The organism is Novosphingobium sp., assembly GCF_030696665.1.
GTDB lineage: Bacteria > Pseudomonadota > Alphaproteobacteria > Sphingomonadales > Sphingomonadaceae > Novosphingobium.
In genome coordinates this window covers 44597-67999 of record NZ_JAUYRV010000014.1, presented here as the reverse complement: position 1 = coordinate 67999, position 23403 = coordinate 44597, and the positions used below count along the sequence as shown (strand labels likewise).

29 protein-coding genes are annotated in these 23403 nt (G+C 63.5%); 17 read left to right on the top strand and 12 right to left on the bottom strand.

Annotated elements, in window-relative coordinates:
- Window positions 1-58: 58 nt before the first annotated feature.
- From Q8R81_RS03225 to Q8R81_RS03200, 6 genes are all read right to left on the bottom strand, one after another.
- Window positions 59-442, bottom strand: a complete 384-nt coding sequence (locus Q8R81_RS03225; protein WP_305616002.1) for a reverse transcriptase-like protein — start codon at window positions 440-442, stop codon at window positions 59-61.
- 12 nt (window positions 443-454) lie between these two features.
- Window positions 455-1528 (bottom strand): phosphotransferase family protein, encoded by a 1074-nt coding sequence (locus Q8R81_RS03220; RefSeq protein ID WP_305616001.1) that lies wholly within the window; start codon window positions 1526-1528, stop codon window positions 455-457.
- The gene (locus Q8R81_RS03215) at window positions 1525-2613 is read right to left on the bottom strand and encodes a Zn-dependent alcohol dehydrogenase (RefSeq protein WP_305616000.1); all 1089 of its coding nucleotides are present in this window, start codon (window positions 2611-2613) and stop codon (window positions 1525-1527) included. The genes Q8R81_RS03220 and Q8R81_RS03215 overlap by 4 nt, the downstream gene beginning before the upstream one ends.
- Window positions 2614-2733: 120 nt before the next feature.
- A complete protein-coding gene (locus Q8R81_RS03210) occupies window positions 2734-4026 on the bottom strand; it encodes an acyl-CoA dehydrogenase family protein (RefSeq protein WP_305615999.1) in 1293 nt (430 codons plus the stop codon).
- An 83-nt stretch (window positions 4027-4109) separates the two neighbouring features.
- Window positions 4110-5537: an MFS transporter gene (locus Q8R81_RS03205; protein ID WP_305615998.1), complete on the bottom strand. Its 1428-nt coding sequence runs from the start codon at window positions 5535-5537 to the stop codon at window positions 4110-4112.
- A complete protein-coding gene (locus tag Q8R81_RS03200; protein WP_305615997.1) occupies window positions 5534-6382 on the bottom strand; it encodes an SDR family NAD(P)-dependent oxidoreductase in 849 nt (282 codons plus the stop codon). Before Q8R81_RS03200 ends, Q8R81_RS03205 begins: the two co-directional genes overlap by 4 nt.
- A 194-nt stretch (window positions 6383-6576) precedes the next feature.
- Here Q8R81_RS03200 and Q8R81_RS03195 point away from each other — a divergent pair, with 194 nt between their 5' ends.
- From Q8R81_RS03195 to Q8R81_RS03185, 3 genes are all read left to right on the top strand, one after another.
- Window positions 6577-7737, top strand: coding sequence for an acyl-CoA dehydrogenase family protein (locus Q8R81_RS03195; RefSeq protein ID WP_305615996.1), 1161 nt, complete (start codon window positions 6577-6579; stop codon window positions 7735-7737).
- A 3-nt stretch (window positions 7738-7740) separates the two neighbouring features.
- Window positions 7741-8880, top strand: coding sequence for an acyl-CoA dehydrogenase family protein (locus Q8R81_RS03190; RefSeq protein WP_305615995.1), 1140 nt, complete (start codon window positions 7741-7743; stop codon window positions 8878-8880).
- 133 nt (window positions 8881-9013) lie between these two features.
- Window positions 9014-9817, top strand: a complete 804-nt coding sequence (locus Q8R81_RS03185) for an SDR family oxidoreductase (RefSeq protein WP_305615994.1) — start codon at window positions 9014-9016, stop codon at window positions 9815-9817.
- A 167-nt stretch (window positions 9818-9984) separates the two neighbouring features.
- Here Q8R81_RS03185 and gmk read toward each other — a convergent pair whose 3' ends face one another.
- Genes gmk through Q8R81_RS03170 form a run of 3 tightly spaced genes read right to left on the bottom strand, consistent with a single transcriptional unit; the run spans window position 9985 to window position 11631 of the window.
- Window positions 9985-10650 (bottom strand): guanylate kinase, encoded by a 666-nt coding sequence (gene gmk, locus Q8R81_RS03180; protein ID WP_305615993.1) that lies wholly within the window; start codon window positions 10648-10650, stop codon window positions 9985-9987.
- Window positions 10651-10706: 56 nt separating this feature from the next.
- Window positions 10707-11099 carry a hypothetical protein gene (locus tag Q8R81_RS03175; protein ID WP_305615992.1) on the bottom strand — a complete coding sequence of 131 codons (393 nt, stop codon included), beginning with the start codon at window positions 11097-11099 and terminating at the stop codon, window positions 10707-10709.
- Between the two features lie 34 nt (window positions 11100-11133).
- Complete coding sequence (locus Q8R81_RS03170) at window positions 11134-11631, bottom strand: SspB family protein (protein WP_305616097.1); 498 nt, start codon at window positions 11629-11631, stop codon at window positions 11134-11136.
- A gap of 85 nt (window positions 11632-11716) precedes the next feature.
- Here Q8R81_RS03170 and hisB point away from each other — a divergent pair, with 85 nt between their 5' ends.
- From hisB to Q8R81_RS03100, 14 genes are all read left to right on the top strand, one after another.
- The gene (hisB, locus tag Q8R81_RS03165) at window positions 11717-12310 is read left to right on the top strand and encodes an imidazoleglycerol-phosphate dehydratase HisB (RefSeq protein ID WP_305615991.1); all 594 of its coding nucleotides are present in this window, start codon (window positions 11717-11719) and stop codon (window positions 12308-12310) included.
- Complete coding sequence (gene hisH / locus Q8R81_RS03160; RefSeq protein ID WP_305615990.1) at window positions 12303-12932, top strand: imidazole glycerol phosphate synthase subunit HisH; 630 nt, start codon at window positions 12303-12305, stop codon at window positions 12930-12932. Before hisB ends, hisH begins: the two co-directional genes overlap by 8 nt.
- Window positions 12933-12936: 4 nt before the next feature.
- Entirely contained in the window at window positions 12937-13662 is a 726-nt protein-coding gene (gene hisA / locus Q8R81_RS03155; RefSeq protein WP_305615989.1) for a 1-(5-phosphoribosyl)-5-[(5-phosphoribosylamino)methylideneamino]imidazole-4-carboxamide isomerase, read from the top strand.
- Window positions 13663-13822: 160 nt separating this feature from the next.
- On the top strand, window positions 13823-14584 hold the full coding sequence (hisF, locus tag Q8R81_RS03150; RefSeq protein WP_305615988.1) for an imidazole glycerol phosphate synthase subunit HisF: 762 nt from the start codon (window positions 13823-13825) through the stop codon (window positions 14582-14584).
- A 99-nt stretch (window positions 14585-14683) separates the two neighbouring features.
- Complete coding sequence (locus Q8R81_RS03145) at window positions 14684-14848, top strand: hypothetical protein (protein WP_292624666.1); 165 nt, start codon at window positions 14684-14686, stop codon at window positions 14846-14848.
- A gap of 210 nt (window positions 14849-15058) precedes the next feature.
- The gene (locus Q8R81_RS03140; protein ID WP_305615987.1) at window positions 15059-15382 is read left to right on the top strand and encodes a phosphoribosyl-ATP diphosphatase; all 324 of its coding nucleotides are present in this window, start codon (window positions 15059-15061) and stop codon (window positions 15380-15382) included.
- A gap of 1 nt (window position 15383) precedes the next feature.
- Entirely contained in the window at window positions 15384-15761 is a 378-nt protein-coding gene (locus Q8R81_RS03135) for a histidine triad nucleotide-binding protein (RefSeq protein WP_305615986.1), read from the top strand.
- A 75-nt stretch (window positions 15762-15836) separates the two neighbouring features.
- On the top strand, window positions 15837-16301 hold the full coding sequence (locus Q8R81_RS03130) for a YbgC/FadM family acyl-CoA thioesterase (protein WP_305615985.1): 465 nt from the start codon (window positions 15837-15839) through the stop codon (window positions 16299-16301).
- Window positions 16298-16999, top strand: coding sequence for a protein TolQ (tolQ, locus tag Q8R81_RS03125; RefSeq protein WP_305615984.1), 702 nt, complete (start codon window positions 16298-16300; stop codon window positions 16997-16999). The genes Q8R81_RS03130 and tolQ overlap by 4 nt, the downstream gene beginning before the upstream one ends.
- 3 nt (window positions 17000-17002) lie before the next feature.
- Window positions 17003-17458 carry an ExbD/TolR family protein gene (locus Q8R81_RS03120; protein WP_305615983.1) on the top strand — a complete coding sequence of 152 codons (456 nt, stop codon included), beginning with the start codon at window positions 17003-17005 and terminating at the stop codon, window positions 17456-17458.
- Window positions 17459-17492: 34 nt separating this feature from the next.
- On the top strand, window positions 17493-18422 hold the full coding sequence (locus Q8R81_RS03115; protein WP_371135300.1) for a hypothetical protein: 930 nt from the start codon (window positions 17493-17495) through the stop codon (window positions 18420-18422).
- The gene (gene tolB / locus Q8R81_RS03110) at window positions 18419-19792 is read left to right on the top strand and encodes a Tol-Pal system beta propeller repeat protein TolB (RefSeq protein WP_305615981.1); all 1374 of its coding nucleotides are present in this window, start codon (window positions 18419-18421) and stop codon (window positions 19790-19792) included. Before Q8R81_RS03115 ends, tolB begins: the two co-directional genes overlap by 4 nt.
- Window positions 19793-19881: 89 nt before the next feature.
- On the top strand, window positions 19882-20391 hold the full coding sequence (pal, locus tag Q8R81_RS03105; protein ID WP_305615980.1) for a peptidoglycan-associated lipoprotein Pal: 510 nt from the start codon (window positions 19882-19884) through the stop codon (window positions 20389-20391).
- 108 nt (window positions 20392-20499) lie between these two features.
- Window positions 20500-21033 carry a J domain-containing protein gene (locus Q8R81_RS03100; protein ID WP_305615979.1) on the top strand — a complete coding sequence of 178 codons (534 nt, stop codon included), beginning with the start codon at window positions 20500-20502 and terminating at the stop codon, window positions 21031-21033.
- Between the two features lie 3 nt (window positions 21034-21036).
- On the opposite strand, the gene Q8R81_RS03095 is transcribed toward Q8R81_RS03100, so the two are convergent.
- The 3 genes from Q8R81_RS03095 to Q8R81_RS03085 are packed head-to-tail and all read right to left on the bottom strand — an operon-like array spanning window position 21037 to window position 23391.
- Window positions 21037-22215 carry a CCA tRNA nucleotidyltransferase gene (locus Q8R81_RS03095; protein ID WP_305615978.1) on the bottom strand — a complete coding sequence of 393 codons (1179 nt, stop codon included), beginning with the start codon at window positions 22213-22215 and terminating at the stop codon, window positions 21037-21039.
- Between the two features lie 7 nt (window positions 22216-22222).
- A complete protein-coding gene (locus tag Q8R81_RS03090) occupies window positions 22223-22825 on the bottom strand; it encodes a CoA pyrophosphatase (protein ID WP_305615977.1) in 603 nt (200 codons plus the stop codon).
- Window positions 22822-23391, bottom strand: coding sequence for a DUF1285 domain-containing protein (locus tag Q8R81_RS03085; protein ID WP_305615976.1), 570 nt, complete (start codon window positions 23389-23391; stop codon window positions 22822-22824). The genes Q8R81_RS03090 and Q8R81_RS03085 overlap by 4 nt, the downstream gene beginning before the upstream one ends.
- Window positions 23392-23403: the final 12 nt, after the last annotated feature.

Genomic DNA, 23403 nt, shown 5'->3' with positions numbered 1-23403 from the left:
GATTCCCGCCTGCGCGGGAATGACGAAATCAGACGGTGAGCGGGGTTGTTGGGGGTTGCTACCTTGGATGCCGCGCGTTCAGTGCAATCCCGGCAAGGTTCTGCTCCCGCTTGATCCAGCGGATGCGCTCTGGCGGGTGCCCAGCCGTGAGAGTCTGAAACCGCGCCAGATGAGTCCGATCCGCCTCTGACCGCGCCTTCGCCCGCCCGTTGGCCTGCTCGATCACCGACCGGCTGTCTCCGAGCAGGTCAAAAGTCACCGCACCGCTTGCCTGCGCACATTCCAGCGCATGGATCAGCGCCAGCCACTCGGCATCGCCGTTGGTGCCTTCGCCCAGATCATCGCGCACATGGGCTACGCCCCGCAGCACGGCGGCCACCTCAATCCGGCCCGGGTTGGGGCGGCAACCCCCGTCGAAATAGACTTTCAGCCTGCGCTCCATCTGCGCGCGTTATCAGGCCCCCGCCTTCACCGCAAAGCTCAACGCCAGTTCGGCCAGCGGCTTCACGCGTTCGGACATTGCCTTGGCATGCGCACTTGATGCCGTGCCATCGATCACGCGCTTCTTGATGCCCTGGATGATCCCGGCCAGACGGAAGAAGTTGTAGGCGATGTACCAGTCCAGACTTTCCAGCCCATCACGCCCGGTCTGTGCGCAATAGCGTGCAACCACCTCGTCCAGTTCGGGAATGCCCAATGCCTTGCGGTCAAGATCCTGCACGCCAGAGCGCCCGGCATTGTCCTGCACCCACGCCGTGCAGAAATAGGTGAAGTCCGCCAGCGGATCACCCAGCGTCGAAAGCTCCCAGTCCAGCACCGCCACGACGCGGGCCTCGGTCGGGTGAAAGATCATGTTGTCGATGCGGTAATCGCCGTGGACCACGCTGGTGCGGGTCTGTTCGGGCAGCGTTGCGGGCAGCCATTCAATCAGCCGCTCCATTTCGGGCATCGTTTCCGTCTCGGACAAGCGATACTGCTTGGTCCAGCGGTCCACCTGCCGCCCGAAGTAGTTGCCCGGCTTGCCATAATCGGAAAGGCCGGCTGCCTCGACATCCACTGAATGCAGCGCCGCCAGCGTATCGACCATCGCGTCATAGGTCGCACGCCTGAATTCAGGCGTTGCCTCCGGCATCGCCCCATCCCAGATCGTGCGGCCATCGACGCAGCCCATCACATAAAACCACGATCCGATCACACTCTCGTCGGTGCATAGCCCATATTGCCGCGCCACGGGGAAGCCCGTGCCGAACAGTCCGGCCTGCACCTTGTATTCGCGGTCCACGGCATGGGCAGAGGGCAGCAATTTGCCGAAGGGCTTGCGCCGCAACACGTACGGCCCGGACGGGCTATCCACCTTATAGGTCGGGTTCGATTGCCCACCCTTGAACTTCGAAACGCTCAGCGGACCTTGAAAACCTTCAACATGCTCTTCAAACCACCGGCTGAGGGCGGCCTCATCCAGCTTGTCCGCACCTTCTGGAACTACCGTCCCTGTAAAGGCAGTCTGCGCGTCCATCGCTTCGCTCATTGGTCGAACACGATCACCGAGCGGGCGGAATGGCCCTGCTTCATTTTCTCGAACCCGTCATTGATGCCCGAAAGCGGAATGCGCTCGGCGATGATCGTGTCCAGATCAAGCAACCCGCGCATGTAGAATTCCACCAGTCGCGGCAGGTCCACCGGGAAGTGGTTGCGCCCCATGATCGCGCCTTGCAGTTTCTTGTCCGAAAGCAGGTCTATCGCCGAAAGGCCTACCTTGTGGTTCAACGGCATCATGCCAAGGATCGTGGCTGTGCCACCGCGCCGCAGCGTGGCCACCGCCAGATCGCCCGAAGCCGGACGGCCCACCGCTTCGATGGCGTGATGCACGCCGCCCTTGGTCATCTCCACGATCTGCGCGGCAGAATCAGGCCCAGCGTCCAGCGCATCGGTCGCCCCCAGCTTCATCGCCAGCGCGCGCTTTTCGGGCATGGGGTCAACGGCGATGATCCGGCCCGCGCCCGCAATCTTGGCCGCATTGACCGTGGCCAGGCCCACGCCACCGCAGCCGACCACGCAGACCGTTTCGCCCGGCACCAGCTTGGCCGCATTGAACACCGCGCCTGCACCCGTCGTCACTGCGCAGCCGATCACAGCCGCCCGGTCCAGCGGCATGTCCGGGTTGATCGCCACGCAGGCGTGCTCATGCACCAGCATCTGCTCGGCAAAGGCCGAAAGGTTGAGCATCTGGTTGACCGTACTGCCATCGTCGGTCCGCGACAGGCGCGGTGCGTCCTTCGGGCTGCGCCGCGTATCCCCGCCAAGGCACAGCGACATATGCCCGGTAACGCAAAACTCGCAGTGCCCGCAGAACGCCGAAAGGCAGGTGACGACCGCATCGCCCACTTTCACCGTGCGCACTTCGCTGCCAATTGCCTCGACAATCCCCGCCGCTTCGTGCCCCGGCACGGCGGGCAGCGGGTGCGGGTAGGCACCATCGATGAAGTGCAGGTCCGAATGGCACAGCCCGCAGGCAGCCGTGCGGATCAGGACTTCATGCGGGCCGGGCTTGGACACCGAAAGATCATGGATTTCCAGCGGCTTGCCCGGTTGAACGAGGACGGCAGCTTTCATGGGACAACATTCCTACAGCTTGCTGCGCCCCCGCGAAGGCGGGGGCCTCAGTCGGTTTAAGCAATCGTTTCGTAACAACACCGAGGCCCCCGCCTTCGCGGGGGCGCTAAGTGCTGTGCGTTACCTGGCCACGCCAAGATCACCGGAGCTGAACCCCCGATCCCCACTCGGCATGTCCGCATGGCGCGCAAATTCGATCCGCGCGATGGAGCGGGCGTGCACTTCATCCGGCCCATCGGCCAACCGCAACGTGCGCTGGTGAGCATAAGCTTCGGCAAGGCCAAAGTCCTCCGAAACACCACCACCGCCATGCGCCTGTATGGCATCGTCGATGATGCGCAGCGCCATTTGCGGGGCCTGCACCTTGATCATGGCGATTTCCAGCGCGGCGGCCTTGTTGCCCACCGTGTCCATCATGTCTGCCGCTTTCAGGCACAGCAGGCGTGTCATCTCGATATCGATGCGGGCCTGCGCAATGCGCCATTCCCACACCGATTGCTCGGATACGCGCTTGCCGAATGCCACGCGCGATTGCAGCCGCTTGGCCATCTTGGCCAGCGCCTCTTCGGCCACGCCGATCGTGCGCATGCAGTGGTGGATGCGGCCCGGCCCAAGGCGGCCTTGCGCGATTTCGAACCCGCGCCCTTCGCCCAGCAGGATGTTGGAAGCAGGCACCCGCACATCGTGCATCACCACTTCCATGTGGCCATGCGGTGCATCGTCATAGCCGAACACCGGCAAGTGGCGGACGATCTCGACGCCCGGCGCATCCAGCGGCATCAGCACCATCGACTGCTGCTGGTGGCGTTTGGCCTCGAAATCGGTCTTGCCCATGACAATGGCAATCTTGCAGCGCGGATCGCCCACGCCCGATGACCACCACTTGCGTCCACTGATGACGTATTCGTCGCCCTCACGCCGGATCGAAGTTTCGATATTCGTCGCGTCGGACGAGGCCACTTGTGGCTCGGTCATCAGGAAGGCGGAACGAATCTCACCGTTCATCAGCGGGCGCAGCCACTGCTCCTTGTGCTCCAGCGTGCCGTAGCGGTGAAACACTTCCATGTTGCCGGTATCGGGCGCGGAGCAATTGAACACCTCGCTTGCCCAGCCCATGCGGCCCATTTCTTCGGCGCAGAGCGCGTATTCAAGGTTGGTCAGGCCGGGGCCTTCGAACTCGAAAGTTTCTTCCACATGATGGTGCCCGCCATTGCGCGGGGGCATGAACAGGTTCCAGATGCCCGCAGCCTTGGCCTTGGCCTTTTCCTGTTCGACCGTTTGCAGAACCTTCCAGCGATCACCGGTCGCCTGTTCCGCCTTGTAGTCCTTGTGGCGGGGGCGGACGTTGTCTTCGATGAATTGGCGGACGCGGTCACGCCAATATCTCTGGCGGTCGGTCGGTTCGAAATCCATGTGGCCTCTCCTTGTTGCCCGGCAGTGTTCAACGGGCAGGCGGTGAATTCAAGCGGAAAATTAAGCGTTCGGTTAATCAGGCGCTATGGATGCAATCCCGCCGCATCCGGATCGGCTTTCGCCACCTGATCCAATCGGGCGAGCCGAGCGGCGTGGGCTGCACGGTCTATCGGAAACCGGCGTACAATTGCCGCCGTCAGCACTGCCAGCACGGCAATGCTCGCCACATAGGCAAGGCTCAGGCGATAAGTCACCTCGGGCAGAACCTGATCCGGCGGCGTGTTCGCTTCCAGCCCGGCAAAGCTCAGCAACAGCCCGGTGATAAACACACCCAGCCCGCCTGCGCACTTGCTGGCAAGGAATGCCCCTGCAGAAAGCGTGCCTTCAGACCTTCGCCCGGTCTGTTCCTCGGAAGCCTCGACCACATCGGCTACCATCGACCACAGCGTCATCGTGCCGGTCACAGTGAACGTGTTGGACAGCAGTGTGCAGGCAAACATGCCCACGATGGCTCCGGTCGATCCGTCTTCGGCCCACAACCCCTGCCAGCGTAGCAGCAGCGGTCCGGCCCAGAACACCATGCCCAACGGTGCCATGCGCATTACCGTCCCCGCTTTGCCCCAGCGTTTCTGTGCGGGGCCAACCAGCAACGATGCACCGATCACGCTGGCAAACAGCAGGAACGGAAATGCTTGCAGCGCCGTCGGGGTGAACTTCCAGATATAGAGATAGAGGTAGTTCGACAGCGCAAACGTGATGCCCTGCGCGGTCAGCGCTGCGGCGATCCCGCCCATCACGATCAGGCAGGCGGGGTGCGAAAAGCTCTCACGGATGTCCCCCAGCGAGGCGAGGGCGCTCTTTCCGCCGACCGCACGCTCCGGCGGCCAGCCCTTTACCCATCGGTGCTGCCCCACGGCGGAGACCAGCACGCACACTGCCATCAGGCCAGCGCCGAACAGCCCGAAATTGCGATAGCCCTCACGCGCCAGCATGGCATCGGGCAGGAACACGCCATAGGCCAGCAGCAGCATCAGCAGCCCGCCGCCCCACGAAAACAGAAAGCGGAACCGCGTCAGACGCGTGCGCTCGTCATAATCGCGCGTGATTTCGGGGATCAGCGCTGCCGATGGCACTTCGCACATCGCCACCAGTGCGCGCACCATTATGGCAGAGACCAGCAGCACCCAGAAGTTCGGCTCGCCAATCGGGGACCACAGAAACGCCCAGGCCAGCCCCAGCGGGATCGGCGCGAGATAAAGGAACGGCAGCCGCCGCCCCCATCCCGTCCGCGTGCGGTCGCTGAAATGGCCCACCACCGGATCGATCAGCCCGTCGAACACCAGCGCAATCAGCAGCGCAAGGCTCACCAGCCGCGCGTCCATGCCCAGCACCTGATTGTAGAACAGCAGCAGGAACGTGGCAAAGCCGTTGTCCTTTACGCCATAGGCCACGCTGCCCAGCCCGTTGAACAGGGCGAGGCGAGTAGGCACCTTGCCCTCAACCGGGATCATGCGCTCTTCGCGCCGTCAGCCATCTGTTGCAGCGCATCGAACAGGCCCGGCATGTTGGGATCCCAGCTGTGCCGTGGCCCGATGGTGATACCGCCATCCACGATCAGCGATGTGCCGGTAACGAAACTCGCCCCCTCGCTCGCCAGAAACAACACCGCCTGCGCAATGTCATCGGCCTGTCCGCCCCGCGCCACCGGCTGCGCGCTTTGTGACATCGCGGCGATCGCGCCCTTGGCCTGCACTTCCAGCGCCTCGGGCATGTCCAGCGAACTGGTGAAGATGTTGGTGTTGATAAAGCCCGGCTGCACCGCGTTCACGCGGATCTGGTGCTTGGCCAGATCCGCCGCCGCCACCTTGGTCAGATGCAGCACGCCCGCCTTGGCCACGGCATAGGCAGTGGGCGAATAGCCCGGACCCACGGCAGCCACGCTCGATGTGTTGACGAACGCTGCGCCCTTGCGCCCGATCATGTGCGGCACGGCATAGCGGATGCCGAACGCAACGGACCGCAGCAGCAGGTCCATCGTCCGGTCCCAGCCCTCCGGCTCGATCTCGTCAATCGGGGCGCGATCCCCGCCAGCGCCAGCATTGTTGAACACGCAATCGATGCCGCCGGTCTCAGCTGCCGCGCGATCCATCAACGCCTTGATGTCCTCGCACCGCGTCACATCGCACCGCGCGGTCACAACCTTGCCGTTGGACGCAGAGGCGGTCTGCGCCAGCCCCGATTCGTCGATATCTGCAGCGTAAACCGTGGCCCCTTCCGCCGCAAAGGCGATGGCGGTAGCCCGCCCAATTCCCGATGCTGCGCCGGTCACGACGACCGTCTTCCCAGTGAACCGCATCCCACTCTCCAGCGAAATTCTTGTTGTTTTACGTTTACGTCAGCTTAGGCGCGAAAGGCCCTGCGTCAATGCTTGTGCAGTTTACGCTACGGCATGCGGCACTTGCCCCAAAGCCCAGTCTATCGCCCGAAAATCCGCGCTTGCCAGCGACCCGCGACTCACCTTAACCTTGCGATTAACAGAGGAGCACAATCATGTCAGACCTTGATGCTTTCCGCGCCGAAATCCGCGCGTGGCTTGAAGCGAACTGCCCCGCCGAAATGCGCGAACCCGTCCGCGATGAGGGCGACGTGTGCTGGGGCGGCCGCGATGCCCAGTTCAAGAACGAAGCCCAGAAAACCTGGATGGATCGCTGCGCAGCCAAGGGCTACACCGTGCCCGATTGGCCCGAGGCTTATGGCGGTGCAGGCATGTCTCCGGCGCAAGCCAAGATCTGGCGCGAGGAATGCGCCCACATTGGCGCGCGCCCGCCGCTGTCCAGCTTCGGCATCTGGATGCTTGGCCCCGCACTGCTGAAGTTCGGCACCGAGGAGCAGAAGGTCCACTACCTCGGCCAGATTGCCCGCGGCGAAATCCGCTGGTGTCAGGGATATTCGGAACCCGGCTCCGGTTCCGACCTCGTCTCGTTGCAGACCTTCGGTGAAGACAAGGGCGATCACTGGGTCGTCAACGGCCAGAAGATCTGGACGTCCTATGCCGATAAGGCCGATTGGATTTTCTGCCTTGTCCGTACCGACAAGGCGAACAAGTATCAGGGCATCAGCTTCCTGCTGTTCGATATGGCCACGCCCGGCGTCACGACCAAGCCGATCAAGCTGATCAGCGGCAATTCACCGTTCTGCGAAACCTTCTTCGACGATGTGGTCGTGCCCAAGACGCAGATCGTGGGCGAACTCAATCGCGGGTGGGACGTTGCAAAGTACCTGCTCGGGCACGAGCGCGAGATGATCTCGGGCGCTGGCGGCGGGGACCGGCTCAACGCCATCGGCGCGGTCGTCGCCCGAAACGGCCTCGAAGACCCGATCCTGCGTGCCGAACTGGCGCAGTTCGATGTCGATGCGCTGGCCTATGCCTGCATGGGTGAAAAGTTCCTCGATGAAGCCAAAGTCGGCAAGGCGCATCCCGCACAGCCCAACATGATGAAGTATGTCGGCACCGAACTGAACAAGCGCCGCCACGAACTGCTGATGGCCGCAGGCGGGGCCACTGCACTCGAATGGGATAGCGAGCGCACCAGCGGTGGCACGCCATCGCGGTCATGGCTTCGCACAAAGGCCAACTCGATCGAAGGTGGCACCAGCGAAGTGATGCTCAACGTCGTTGCCAAACGCATTCTCGAACTGCCGGGAGCCTGATCGATGCCCCTTTACCACACCGAAGATCAGGCCATGCTGGCCGATACCGTCACTGGCTTCATGGCCGATGAAGGTGCGATCAAGCAGCAGTTGCGCCACTTCCGCGACATTAATTGTCAGGATGGCTTCGGCCACGCCCTGTGGAAGCAGTTTGCCGAAATGGGCCTCACCGGTATGCTGGCGGCCGAGGCTGACGGCGGCCTTGCGATGGGCCATGTCGAAGCCGGGATCGTGCTGCGCGAAATCGGCCGCAATCTCACCCCGTCGCCGTTCCTGACGACCTCGGTCATGGGCGTCACCGCGCTTTCGGGCGGTTCGGAAGACCTGCGTGGCCGCTGGCTCCCCGGCGTGCTCGCAGGCGATAGCGTGCTTGCGCTGGCGATTGACGAAGGCCCCAAGCATCGCCCCGAACGGATCGCGTGCAAGGCCGAAAAGGCCGGAAACGGCTTCCGTTTGCAGGGCCGCAAGGCGTTCGTCGTGCAGGGGGCGTCGGCAGACGCGATCATCGTCGCCGCGCGCACTTCGGGCAGCGACAATGATGCAGACGGCATTACGCTGTTCGCCGTGCCCAAGGACGCATCAGGAGTCTCCCACGAAAACCTGCGCCTGGTTGACAGTGCAATGGCCAGCAATATCACGTTCGACAATGTCGAACTCGATGGCGATTGCGTGATCGGCGAAGTCGACGGCGGGCGCGCACTGCTGAACAAGGTCATCAACGCAGGCCGCATCGGTGCTGCGGCTGAACTGACCGGTGTGGGGCAGGGCGCTTTCGACATCACCACCGCCTACCTGAAAACGCGCAAGCAGTTCGGCCAGCTGATCGGTGAATTCCAGGCCCTCCAGCACCGCGCTGCGCACCTTTATTCCGAACTCGAAATCGCTGAAGCCGCCGTGATCAAGGCGCAGCAGCTGCTCGATGGCAATTCGGAGAAGGCCGACCTGATGGTCTCGGTCGCCAAGGCCAAGGCCGCCAAGGCCTGCAACCTGTCGGTCCGCGAAGGTGTCCAGATGCACGGCGGCGTCGGCATGACCGACGAATACGACATCGGCCTCTACATGAAGCGCGACCGCTCGCTGTCTGAATTCATGGGCGACCAATACTACCACGCCGAACGCGTGGCCCAGCTCAGCGGCTATTGATCTGGCGTAGCGCGTGATGCTTCGACAGGCTCAGCATGAGCGGACTTTGGTTTTACTCCAGATCCGCTCGTCCTGAGCCTGTCGAAGGACGCACGCACAACGGCCGGAAAACAAGGCCGGAAGGGAACAGCACATGGATTTCAGCAAACTCTTCAGCCTTGAAGGCCGCGTCGCGGTCGTCACCGGCGGATCGCGCGGCATTGGCGAGATGATCGCCGAGGGCTTTATCGCGGCCGGCTGCGCCCGCGTCTATATCACTGCGCGCAAGGTGTCCGTGGTCGAGGAAACCGCTGCACGTCTGGGCGAACGCTGCATCGCCATCGCCGGTGACATTTCGAACGTCGCCGGGATCGAACAGCTCGCCGCCGATTTGGCCACGCGTGAGGACAAGATCGACATTCTCGTCAACAATGCAGGCGTGGCGTGGGGCGCAAATTTTGAGGACTTTCCCGAAGTCGGCTGGGACAAGGTCATGGACCTGAACGTCAAGACTCCGTTTTTCCTCACGCAAAAGCTGCACGGCCTGCTGATGGCCGCCGCGGCCAGCGGGCAGCCCGCCAAGGTCATCAACATCGCCTCGGTTGATGGCATGCGCCTCAATCCGTGGGAAACCTACAGCTATCAGGCGTCAAAGGCAGCGGTCATCCAGTTGACCAAGCGCATGGCTGCGCGCCTGATCCGCGACAACATCGTCGTCAGTTGCATCTGCCCCGGCGCTTTCCCTTCGGAAATGAACAAGGCTGCGGCAAAGAATCCTGAAGGTTCGGCGAAGGGCATTCCGTCAAAACGGATCGGCACCATCGAAGACATGGCCGGCGGCGCAATCTTCCTCGCCAGCCGCGCGGGCGATTATGTGGTGGGCACACCGCTCCCCATCGATGGCGGCATCGTCAACGGCTGGATTCCTGACAACGCGATTGATCCCAGCGGGCATTGATGGCGCTTTGCGCCATGCCCACCCCCGACCCCTCCCGCTTGCGAGAGGGGGGATTACAAGAACTATCCTGCTCCCCCGCGAAGGCGGGGGCCTCAGGCGGTTGACGGAAGGTCAGCGTAAAAGGCCTGAGGTCCCCGCCTGCGCGGGGACGCATAGTTCCTCAACCACTACCCCCGCATCAAACCACGCACGAAATCGATCAACCCCGTCTGCCGCGTGCGCTTCATCCGCTCCGCCGCCAGAATCTCGCGCACATTGTCAAAGCAGCCTTCAACGTCGTCATTGATCACAACGTAGTCGTATCCATCCCAGTGGCTGATTTCCGCCTGTGCGCGGGCCATGCGGGCAGCGATCACTTCGGCGCTGTCAGTGCCACGCCCGGTCAGGCGGCGGTGCAATTCTTCAAGGCTGGGCGGCAGAATGAACACGCGCACCACATCGGCCTGCGCCTTTTGATACAGTTGCTGTGTGCCCTGCCAGTCGATGTCGAACAGCACATCGCCGCCCGATTTCAGCCGGTCACGAATGCGGGCCTTGGGCGTGCCATAGCAATTGCCGAACACGACCGCCCATTCATAGAACTCGCCCTCATCAACCATGCGGTCGAACTCGGCCTTGTCGACGAAGTAATAGTCCCGGCCATCAACTTCACCTTCGCGGATGGGCCGCGTGGTGACCGATACCGATGCGGCAATCTCGCTGTCTTCTTCCAGCAGCTTGCGGGCAATGGTCGTCTTGCCCGCGCCCGATGGCGAAGACAGAATCAGCATGAGGCCCCGGCGGTGCAGGGTGTCGTCTTCGTGGGATTCGCTGTGCGCAGATGCAGGTGCCATGCGCGCTAGTGCCGCAAGGGTTCCCGCCCGGTCAAGTGTGGATCACTCCAACCTGATCAGTCGGCTTCGCCGCGCTCGGCCTGATCCTCGATGGCGGCTGCGCCCACGGCCTTGGCCTTGCGCTTCTGGTTGCGGTCATAAAGCGATTTGGCCACCAGCCCGCCGCCCACCACAATGGCGCCCGGCACGGAGCGCGTTGCTACTCTGGCGAGCGCCGTGCCAACCAGCGTCTGCATCATCGAGCGGCCCTTGATAATCCGCCCGGCCTTTGTTGCACCCATTGCACCGCCGACAAGCCCTTTTTCCACACCACGCCGCAACAGCGCGCCACCGGCACGCAGGGCGATATCGGCCAGAATCAGGTTGGTCATCGGGTTGGGGCTGGGGGCAGGCACCTTGCTGGCGACGGTCTTGGCCGCTGCAATTACCTTCTTGCCACTCTTCGTCATGCCCAAGCCTTTTGCCAGCGGGCCAGTGCGGCCCTTACTTCTTCTTGCCGAAATCCACGGTGACAACATTCGATCCGTCATCGGCACGTTCAACGGCGGGTTTGTCGGCTTGTTCCGGCGAATCGTTTTCAGCCTGCTCCACCGGCTCGGCCTCATCATCCACAACAGCCTGGAACTGCAGACCGAAATCCACCGCCGGATCAACAAACGCGGTGATGGCAGAGAATGGAATCACCAGCGTCGAAGGGATCTGGTTGAACGAAAGGCCCACACTGAAGTGGTCCACGTCCACTTTCAAATCCCAGAACTTGTTCTGCAGGACGATGGTCATTTCATCGGGGAACCGCTCCCGCAAACGCTGCGGAATGTCCACACCGGGGGCGCCGGTCTTGAAGGTAATATAGAAATGATGCGTGCCGGGCAGGCCGCCACCCGTGGTCGCCACCTGGCCCAACACCCGGCCAACAACGGCGCGCAGGGCCTCCTGCACGATTTCGTCATAGGGGATCAGGCTGTCGGGTGCATCGCTCATGCCGCCACACCTGACCGCACAGGCCGCGTGGGTCAAGTAGGGACGGTGATTGATTCTCAAGAAGAGGGGCGTATAGGCGCTTGCCATGCGCACCGGATCGATCACGCGAAGGACCGAGGAAACCGACATTGCCGTGTCGGTAAACCTCGATGGCACGGGCACCTACAAGGTGGAGACCGGCATCGGCTTTCTCGATCACATGATCGAACAGTTCAGCCGCCACTCGCTGATCGATGTGGAATGCCGCGTGAAGGGCGATCTGCACGTCGATCAGCACCACACCACCGAAGACAGCGCCATCGCGCTGGGGCAGGCGATTGCGCAGGCGCTGGGCGATAAAAAGGGCATCACCCGCTACGGCCACACCTATTCGCCGATGGACGAGGCGCTGAGCCGCGTCGCGCTCGACATTTCGGGCCGCCCGGTGCTGGTGTGGAAAGCCGCGTTCACCCAGCCGCGCCTTGGCGAGATGGACACCGAACTGTTCGAACACTGGTTCGCCTCGATTTCGCAGGCCGCCGGGATCACGTTGCACATCGAAAGCCTTTACGGTTCGAACAACCACCACATCATCGAAGGCATCTACAAAGGCTTTGCCCGCGCGATGCGGCAGGCCATCGCCATCGATCCGCGCAAAGCCGATGCGGTGCCCTCCACCAAGGGCATCCTCGGTGGCTGAGACGCTCGCGCTGGTCGATTACGGCGCGGGCAATATCCGCTCGGTCGAAAACGCGCTGAAAGCGGCAGGCGCGCAGGGCGTTGTTGTTACCGCTGATCCCAGTGTCGTTCGTGCCGCTGATCGCATCGTTTTGCCGGGTGTTGGTGCGTTTAAAGCGTGCGTAGGTGCTCTTAGGTGCGTTTCAGGATTGGTCGAGGCGATGGAGGAGCGCGTGCTGGTTGGCGGCGCCCCGTTCCTTGGAATTTGCGTGGGAATGCAATTGCTTGCCGATCGCGGCGTTGAGCATGGCGTCACCGATGGCCTTGGCTGGATCGGCGGTGAAGTGCGCGTGATCGAACCGGCCGACTCCACGATCAAAGTCCCGCACATGGGCTGGAACGATGTTGCCCCGATGCCCCACACCGGGGCTGCGGAACTGCTCGACGCGGGCGAGGCCTACTTTCTCCACTCCTACCACTTCGTGCCAGAACAAGGCGCGCACGTGGCGGCGATGAGCGATCACGGCGGCGGAATTGTCGCTGCTGTGGCGCGTGACAATATCCTCGGTGTGCAGTTCCACCCGGAAAAGAGCCAGGCTTACGGCCTTGCGCTGCTCGCCCGTTTTCTTGAATGGAAGCCCTGATTCTATGATCGTTTTCCCGGCCATCGATCTCAAGGGCGGGCAAGTCGTCCGCCTTGCAGAAGGCGACATGGACCGCGCGACGGTCTATGGCGACAACCCGGCGCATCAGGCCACGCTGTTCGCACAGGCGGGCAGTCAGTTCCTCCATGTCGTTGATCTCGATGGTTCTTTTGCAGGCCGGGCAGAGAACCGCGAGGCTGTGGAGGGCATTCTCAAGGCATTCGACGGTCACGTTCAACTTGGCGGCGGCATCCGCACGCGCGAGGCGGTGACCGGTTGGTTCGACCTTGGCGTTGCCCGCGTCGTGATGGGCACGGCTGCGCTGAAAGACCCGCAGTTCGTCAAGGACATGGCCAAGGAGTTTCCGGGCGGGATCGTCGTCGCGGTCGATGCGCGCGATGGCATGGTTGCGACCGAGGGTTGGGCCGATGTGTCCGACGTCGAAGTGGTCGACCTCGCCCGCCGGTTCGAGGATGCGGGCGTTGCCAGCCTGCTGTTCACCGACATCGGCCGCGATGGCCTGCTCAAGGGCGTGAACCTTGATGCGACGGTCGAACTGGCACGCCGTGTGGATATTCCGGTCATCGCCAGCGGCGGGGTGAAGGGCATCGATGATATTCGTATGCTCAAGATTCACGAAGTCGACGGGATCGAGGGCGTCATCACCGGTCGTGCGCTGTTCGAAGGTCGGCTCGATCTGGCGGCGGCTATTGCGATGGCTGAGGCGTGAGCGTGATTTCGCACACGATCCTCCCCGGTACGGGGAGGGGGACCGCCGCAGGTGGTGGAGGGGGCTCTCGTCCACTCGGAACCTCGGTCGCGCACTTTGACGCAGCCCCCCCTCCACCATGCTACGCATGGTCCCCCTCCCCGTGCCGGGGAGGATGGTTGTGACCGTCCGCGTCCGCGTCATCCCCTGCCTCGATGTCCGCGATGGCCGCGTGGTCAAGGGCGTGAACTTTGTCGATCTGCGCGATGCGGGCGATCCCGTGGAGCAGGCGCGCGCCTATGACAAAGCGGGCGCGGATGAACTGTGCTTTCTTGATATTTCCGCGACGCACGAAGGGCGCGGCACGCTGCTCGATGTGGTCGCGCGCACCGCGGAGGTCTGCTTCATGCCGCTGACGGTTGGTGGCGGAGTGCGGGCCGTGGAAGACGCGCGCGCGTTGCTGCTCGCCGGGGCTGACAAGGTGGCCGTCAATTCCGCCGCCGTGGCCCGGCCCGAACTGGTGCGTGACATTGCCGAGAAGTTCGGCGCGCAATGCGTGGTCGGATCGGTCGATGCGCGCAGGGTAGCACCCGGCAAGTGGGAAATCTTCACCCACGGCGGGCGCAAGGCCACCGGCATCGATGCGCTGGCCCATGCGGTGAACCTCGCCATATTGGGTGCGGGCGAACTGCTCGTCACCTCGATGGATGGCGACGGCACGAAGCAGGGCTATGATCTTGAACTGACCCGCATAATTGCCGATGCGGTGCCGGTGCCGGTGATTGCCAGCGGCGGCGTCGGCTCGCTGGATCATCTGGTTGAAGGTGTAACCAAAGGCCATGCCAGCGCGGTGCTGGCAGCTTCGATCTTCCACTTCGGCACACATTCGATTGCCGAAGCGCACGCCGCATTGCGGGCTGCCGGGCTGCCCGCACGATCTTGAGTCCCAAGATGGGGCATTAACCATCTGATATAAGGGATATTACCGAATCACGCGTTCTGGCAGGGGAGGCGCATTAACTAATGCAAGGTCGTCTGTCCTGTGGTTCGTCTGGTTTCCTCTCTTCTCCTCGCCATTGCGTCGGCTACGCCCGCTTTTGCGCAGTCGAGCGGCATTTCAATTCCTGAGCCGACCGATGGCGCGCTGTTCGCGCTGGGCGTGGTCGGCCTGATCGTCGGCCGCCAGATCGCCAAGCGGCGGGGGTAAGGTTTACCCATCGTCATTCCCGCGCAGGCGGGAATCCAGCCCCCAAAGAGTCGTCGCTTTGCGACGGCTTTTTTGTTTGACTGGATTCCCGCCTGCGCGGGAATGACGATCGTGCGCACTGGAATGACGATATTGAGCGTGGGAGTGGCGAATGTCGGGTAAAGCGCCGCCACTTGACCATAGCCCCCCATCCGCGCCATTGCGGGCGGCATGGAACACGGTGACACTCTCGCCCGGCTTGAAGCCACGATAGCCCAGCGCCGCGCGGGCGATCCGTCTGCCAGCTATGTGGCCAAGCTCAACGCCAAAGGCATCGCCAAGATCGCGCAGAAAGTGGGCGAGGAGGGCACCGAAACCGTCATCGCCGCGCTCGTCGGAGACCGGCAGGAATTGGTGGGTGAGGCGGCAGACCTGATCTTTCACCTGATGGTGCTGCTATCGGCCAAGGACGTGCCGCTGGCCGATGTGCTGGCGGAACTCGAACGCCGCGAAGGCACTTCAGGTATCGCCGAAAAAGCCAGCAGGAGCAGCTGACATGGCCGTTGACGCCACGCTTCCCTATGATGACCAGAACATTTTCGCGAAAATCCTGCGCGGGGAAATCCCCAACCGCACTGTCTATGAAGACGACTTTGCGCTGGCGTTCCATGACATCAACCCGCAGGCGCCAACGCATGTGCTGGTGATCCCCAAGGGCGCCTATGTGTGCTGGGATGATTTCTCCGCCAAGGCCTCCGAAGCTGAAATTGCGGGATTCGTTCGCGCCGTGGGCAAGGTGGCGCGTGATCTGGGACTGGTTGCGCCGGGCTATCGCCTGCTCGCCAACACCGGCACCGACAGCCATCAGGAAGTGCCGCACCTGCACGTCCATCTCTTCGCCGGACAGCCGCTCGGCCCGATGCTGGTGCGCTGAATAGCACCACTGCGGGGGTAAGCGGTTAACCAAGCCTTGCCCAACGACTCGTCGCAAGGGTAGAGTCGACCGCGAATGCTTTTGCCCCAGCCCCCTTCCGGCCTGTTTGACGGCCCGCAGCACCTCTACCCGGTCCGCGTCTACTTCGAGGACACGGACCTTTCGGGCGTGGTCTATCACGCCAACTATCTGCGCTGGTTCGAACGCGCCCGGTCAGACATGCTCCGCCTGCTTGGCATAGACCAGCGCGCCGCGCACGAAGCGGGGGAGGGGGCCTATGCCGTGAGCGCGATGGACTTGCGCTATCTGCGGCCCGCCAGGCTGGACGACGATGTACTGATCCGCAGCCATGTGGCCGAACTTTCTCCCGCCACCTGCCGGATCGTGCAGCGTGCGTTCAGGGAAGACACGCTTCTGTGCGAGGCGAAGGTGCGTGTTGCCTTTGTCGCCCCCAATGGCCGCCCGCGCCGCCAGCCGCGCGAATGGGTGGCAGCCTTTCAAACCATACTTACCGCTCCTGAAGGACCGATAGCCGCATGATTCTCCCGATGCTCGCCAATGGCGTTTCCTTCGCGCCCACCTCGCTGAACCCGGTGCAACTGTTCCTCGATGCCGATTACGTGGTGCAGGCGGTGATGGTCGGGCTGGTGCTGGCCAGCGTCTGGACCTGGACCATCATCATCGGCTTTTCGCTGAAGATGGGCAGCACGCAGCGCGCCTGCGACAAGTATGAGCGCGAATTCTGGGAGACGCGCGATATTGACGCGTTCCAGAAGGAGCAGAAGGGCAAGGACCTGCCATCGATGCGCGTGGCAAATGCTGCGCTGGCCGAATGGCGGCGCTCCACCGCAGGCAAGGCGATTGACCGTGAAGGCACGCGCCAGCGGCTGACCACGGCGTTGGATGGCGCAGTGGTGCAGGAAACCGATACCTTGGCGAGCCGGTTGAACTTCCTTGCCACGGTCGGTTCGGTCGCGCCGTTCGTCGGCCTGTTCGGCACGGTTTGGGGCATCATGGACAGCTTTTTCAACATCGGCGCGCAGCAGAATTCGTCGCTCGCCGTTGTTGCCCCCGGCATTTCCGAGGCGCTGTTCGCCACCGCCATCGGCCTGTTCGCCGCTATTCCCGCAGTGATCGCCTACAACCGCTTTTCGCACCGCGTGAACCGCTTCGAAACGCGGCTCTATCGCTTTGCTGATCGGTTCCACGCCTCGCTCAGCCGCGAACTGGAGGCCTGAGGCATGGCAATGTCGGTAGGCGGCGGCGGAAGCAGCCGCGGCAGAGGACGGCGGGGCCGGGGTGGCCGCACCGCGATGAGCGAGATCAACGTCACGCCGTTTGTCGACGTGATGCTGGTGCTGCTGATCATCTTCATGGTCACCGCGCCGATGCTGGCCGCAGGCGTGCCGGTAGATCTGCCCGACAGCAAGGCCGATCCGCTGGACCAGCAGCAGGACCAGATCACCGTCAGCATCGACGCGCAGGGCGGCGTGTTCCTCGATGATGAACAATTGGCTCCGGGCGAACTGACCGATCGTCTGGCAGGCCTGCAGCGTGGCGAAAAGCCGCCGCTGGTTACCCTGCGGGCTGATCGCGTGCTCGATTGGGGCCGCGTTGCCGCCGTGATGGGCGAATTGAACGCGGCGGGCTTCAAATCGATCTCGCTGGTCACCAACAGTTCATCCGCGCCGCAATAGGCCTGATTTGATGCGAGAACCCACCGCAGGCAGCTTGACGAAGCAGGAAGGCGCAGGGCTGGTCATTGCGGCCGCAGCCCACGCTGCGCTGCTTGTTGCCTTCACGCTGTCCCCGCCGGGCAAGACGGTGAAGCCGCCGCCCGAGCGGATGGAAGTGACGTTTTCCGAAGAGATCTCGCAACAATCGACTTCGCCCGATCCGATGGCTGAGGCCGCACCCGATGTTGCGCCCGAACTGGGGGAGGCGCAGCCAGAGCCGGTAGTGGAACCGCAGCCGAGGCCTGAGCCGCCCAAGCCGGTGCCGCCAGCGCCTGCGCCAAAGCCGCAACCAGCGCCGCCCAAGCCTCAGCCGCAACCCAAACCAGTGCCGCCGAAGCCCGCGCCTCCGAAACCTGCGCCGCCCAAACCCGCGCCGCCCAAGCCTGCCCCGAAGGTCCAGCCGAAACCCGCGCCAAAGCCTGCGCCATCCAAAGCAGCCACTCCGGCCAAGGCATCGCCCGCCAAGAAGGCCACTGCCGACACCAGCCCGCGCCGTCGCCCCGATGCGCCTGCGGGCGGCAGCCGGATCGGTGACGATTTCCTCAAGGGCATTCCCGGCGCGACCAAGCCGGGCACCGCCAAGGCTGCACCTGCTGCCACGATTGGCCCGGACGTACGGTCCTCGCTCGCCAGCGCGATTTCGCGTGAGATCAAGCCACACTGGGCGGCGCCGCAGGGCGTGGATGCAGACAAGCTGGTGACGATCCTTGCATGGGATCTCAACGCAGACGGAACTCTGGCCGGGCGTCCGCGCGTGGTCGACCAGCAGGGTATCACGCCAGCGAATGAGGCGCAGGCCAAGCGCCATGCCGAACAGGCGGTGCGCGCGGTTCAGCTTGCCGCTCCGTTTGATCTGCCCGACATGTATTATTCCGGTTGGAAGCGCGTCACCGCCTTCCGCTTTGACAGGAAGTTGTCCCAATGAAGTTGCGTTTTCTCGTCCTTGCAGCGGGCCTCGTTTCGATCCCGGCACTGGTGGCCGCACAGCAGGTTACTCTGCCCACATCGGCGGCTGAACCCGCTGAGGAAGGTCTGACCGGCTCAGTCTCGGACGAGAACGAATGGCAGGATCTTGGCATCGCCATCCCCGCGTTCCCCACCAACTCCAGCGTGGCGACCGAGGCAACCGGCGGCACCACCGAGGCGCTGGGCAAGAACGTGGCGCGAGTTGTGTTCAACGATCTGAAGAATAACGGGCTGTTCAAGCCGCTTGGTCCGGACCAGTTGCCCGCTGTTGCATTTCCGCAAGTTGCTGCGCCCACTTTTGACACGTGGCGCGGGCGTTCGGCAGAAATGCTGGTGCAGGGCTTCGTAAAGGCCAACCCGGACGGTCGGCTGACGGTCGGCTGCTATCTTTATGACGTGGCGCTGGGCAGCGAACTGGCGCGGCAGGGCTATGTGGTAAAGCCCGACGAATGGCGCCGCGCCGCGCACAAATGCGCCGACATGGTCTATTCGCGCCTGTCAGGGGAAAGCCCGTTCTTTGACAGCAAGATCGCCTATATCGCCGAAACCGGCCCCAAGGACCGCCGCCGCAAGCAGCTGGCGATCATGGATTCGGATGGTGCGAACCACCGCTTCATCACCAATGGGCAGGCCACGGCGCTGACCCCGCGCTATTCGCCCGACTACAGCAAGATCGTCTATCTCAGCTACCTGAACGGCGCGCCGCGTATCTATGTTTACAATATCGGCAGCGGGCAGCAGACGCTGGTCACATCAAGCACCAACCCCACCTTTGCCCCGCGCTGGTCGCCCGATGGCAAGTACATCCTCTATTCGATGGCGATTGCGGGCAATACCGACATCTACCGTGTGCCCGCCACCGGCGGCACCTCCACGCGGCTGACCGACAGCCCCGGCATTGACGTGGGCGGGTCGTATTCCCCTGATGGCAGCAAGATCGTGTTCGAAAGTGACCGGTCAGGCGGGCAGCAGCTCTATGTGATGAACGCCGATGGATCGAACCAGAAGCGCATCAGCTTTTTCGGTGGCCGTGCCGCTACGCCCGAATGGTCGCCGCGCGGAGACCAGATTGCGTTCACGCACATGGCAGGCAACTTCAAGATCGCGGTCACCGATCCCTATGGCAAGGGCATGCGATCGTTGACCGATTCGTGGCAGGACGAAGCGCCCACTTGGTCACCCAATGGCCGCATCGTGCAGTTCTTCCGCACCGAACGCGGCAGCGGCAAGACGGGCATCTGGCAGGTTGACCTCACTGGCCGCAACGAGCGGAAACTGAACACGCCGGTCGATGGTTCAGACCCTGCGTGGGGTCCAGTCCTGCCGTGAAACACGTAAAAATCCGCCTCTTGTCATTCGTCCGTGCAGACCGCACGATGCACCCATCATCTCTCCCGTTCCTCCCAAAGGAGAATGCCATGAACCGTTCGCTCCTCATCGCCGGCATTGCCGCGACAACGCTGGCGCTGGGCGCCTGCGCTTCCAAGCCCAAGGAACTGCCGCCCGAACCGGGCACCGCCAACACCCAGACCACGCAGCCGCCGATGCAGGCGACGGGGCCGGTCCCCGGCAGCCAGGCTGATTTCATGGCCTCGGTCATGTCTGACACGGTGCTGTTCGATCTGGACCGCTACAACATCGATGCGTCGGATCAGGGCGTCCTGCAAAGTCAGGCGCAGTGGCTCGGCCGTTATCCGAACAAGTCGGTGACGATTGAAGGCCACGCGGACGAGCGCGGCACACGCGATTACAACCTTGCGCTGGGTGAGCGCCGCGCCAATGCGGCGAAGAACTATCTCGTCAGCCTCGGCATTGATCCGTCGCGCGTGATGGTGGTCAGCTATGGCAAGGAGCGCCCGGTTGCGCTGGGTTCTGACGAAGAATCGTGGGCGCGCAACCGCCGTGCTGTGACCGTTACAGTCAACTGATCCACGCCGTCTGATGCAAAAGGCCCGGACGTTACACCGGGCCTTTTTTGCGTTCCCGTCACCCGGTTCATCTTGACCTTTGCTCCTGCGTTCGGCTTTGCATTTCTGATGGCGCGTCCAACACGATCCTCTGACTGGGGTTTTCCCCGCTGGCGCGGCTATGGCAGCGGGCGCGATGCTGCGCCTGTCCGCCTGTGCGATCGCGCCGGGTGCAATGAAAAGGGCGATTGCCCTGCGCCGAAGTCTCCGAACAATCCGGATCGCTGGTATTTCTGCGTGGCCCACGCCGCCGAATACAATCAGGGATGGAACTACTTCGAAGGGCTGGACAAGGAAGAGGCCGAGGAGCGTGAACAGGCCGAACGCAGCGACACTTCGGGGTATCGGCAGGCGTCATGGGCCGAATGGGGCGGTTCGGGCGATGGCAGCCGCAGCCGCGACGAACTGCGCGCGCTCGAAACGCTGGGCCTTGATCCCGATGCCGATTTCGATGCGGTGAAGAAGGCCTGGCGCACCAAGGCCAAGGAAGTCCACCCCGACGTCCGCCCCGGTGACAAGGCGGCAGCAGAGCAGTTCCAGAAGCTGCAGGTGTCCTATGAAGTCCTGCGCGCCGCCGAAGAACGCCGCGAGTGGAAGGGCTGAGGCTCAGCCCTTCGCCAGCGCCTCATCGAGCAGCGCCGAAACCCGCGCCTCATCGGGAAATCCCTCGGCAACCCAGCGGCTCTCAACCGCCCGCAGCAGCCGCGCCACGTCCGGCCCAGCGGTAACCCCGCGGGCAACAATCGCGCCGCCCTTGAGCGGGAACGTGGGCACGTCCCACCCATCGAGCGCCGCCACGGCCTCTCCTGCCAGCAGCAGCCGGTCCCGCGCCTCGGTCATGCCGAGTCGATAGGCCATCGCCCGTGCATCTACCTTAGCGCCATCACGCGAAGCCGCTGTTGCCAGCCGCTTGCGCTGCGCCACCGACAACCGGAGACGCGCGGCCACTTGCTCTGCCAAGGGCGGATCGGCAGGCAACAGCGCTGCCAGCCTGCGCAGCGCATCCGGCCCAACGCCCAGCGCGGCTTCATGCGCCGTCAGCGCCTCCAGTCCGTCCACCTGCGCCTCGGGCAGCACTTGCGCCAGCACGCCCAGTTCCGCCATCCGCCTCACCGTGGGTGCAGGGTCCGGCAGCGCTAGCAGCGTCATCAATTCCCAGCCCACCCGCTCGCGCGAGAGGCCCTTCATCCCTGCCGCCAGTTCACCGACCGCGCTTTCCGCCTCCGCATCGGCAGGTATCGATCCAAACCGCGCCTGAAACCGGAAGTAACGCAGGATGCGCAGGTAATCCTCGCGGATGCGCTCGCGCGCGTCGCCGATAAACCGCACCCTTCGCGCCGCCAGATCATCGCGCCCGCCGTGGTAATCGAACAGTTCCAAGGTCCGTGGATCGGCATAGAGCGCGTTGATCGTGAAATCGCGCCGCGCCGCATCGTCCTGCCAGTCGGAAGAGAACGCGACGGTGGCGTGGCGACCATCGGTGGAAACGTCGCGCCGCAAGGTGGTGATCTCCACCGGAGAGCCGCTGACCACTGCCGTCACCGTGCCATGCGCGATCCCGGTCGGCACAGCCTTGATCCCCGCCGCTTTCAGCCGCGCGGCGGTCTCCTCCGGCAGCAGCGTTGTTGCCATGTCGACGTCCTTGGGGGCAAGGCCCAGCAAGGTATCGCGCACCACACCGCCAACCCAGCGGCAATTGCCTTGCGCCTCAGGATCGAGCGCCTGCACCAGCGCCGCCAGATCCGCGCGTGCGGTCCATTCCGCAGCAGGCAGCCGCTCAGTCATGGTTTCATCAGGCATGCCACATCATCCGTTTGGAAAGATTGGAGATGATCGCCGCCGTCACGCCCCATATCCGGTGTTCGTTCCACATTATCTCGATAAAGCGCCCGGTGCGCCCGTTCCATTCCGCCGATTGCCACACGTGGTTCACCGGATCGAGCAGGAAGCCCAGCGGCGGCTCGAACCAGTCCGCCACCTCTGCCGGGTTGGGGTAGATCGGCAAGTCCGGCGGCACCATCGCCAGCACCGGCGTGATGTCATAGCCGGTGCCGGTCCGAAATCGGTCGCTCGTGCCGATCACGGTCACGTCCTCGGGCCGGATGCCCAGTTCCTCGTTGGCCTCACGCAGCGCGGCCTCGACCGGCGTCTCGCCCGGATCGAGTTTTCCGCCCGGAAACGCCGCTTGCCCCGGATGCGCGCGCATATGCGAGGGGCGATGTGTGACCAGCACGCCCGGCCCATCTGCATGGCCCACCCGATCCGTCACGGCGATCAGCACCGCTGCAGGCCGAAGCCCATGTTCAGGCAACGGCCGCCAGTCTTCGTACAAGTCCTGCAACGGCTCTTTATGCCCCGCTTCATACAACTGCGTCAGCCGCGAAAGCAGGCTCATGCCTCAGGCACCAACGCAAACCGCGCGCCCATGCTCTCCACCGCCAGATCATCCCCGGCCAGCGACAGCGCATGGTCGATCAACTGGCCATAGGTGCTGCGATTGAGCCGGGCCTCGGTGCCATGCCGCACCGCCAGATAGAACGCGGGAACCTCGGCCGTCCCCGCGACGCGCAAGGGATGCTCCGGCCCGCACACCACCAGATCATCAGAGTTCAGCCGAAAGGCGAGCGCGTTGCGTCCCGCCTCATCCAGCTTCACCTGCACGTCCACGGCAATGAAGGCCGCGTCCTCCACGGCAATTGCCAGCTTCTGGAACGGCGTCACCAGCCAGTGCTGCCCCTCTGCATCGCGCGTGAGCAGCGAGGAAAACGCCCGCACCATCGCCGGACGTTTGATCTCTCCGCCCTGGTGGAACCACCGCCCATCGGCGGCTATCCGCATCTCGCTTTCGCCCACCTCTTGCGGGCTCCACTGGTCTAGCGGCGGCAGCTTGCGCGCGGCCACCTGCTCGGCCAGCTGGCCAAGGCTCAGCGATGCAAGTTCGGGAGGCGGAACATAAGGCATGTTTCCGCCGAT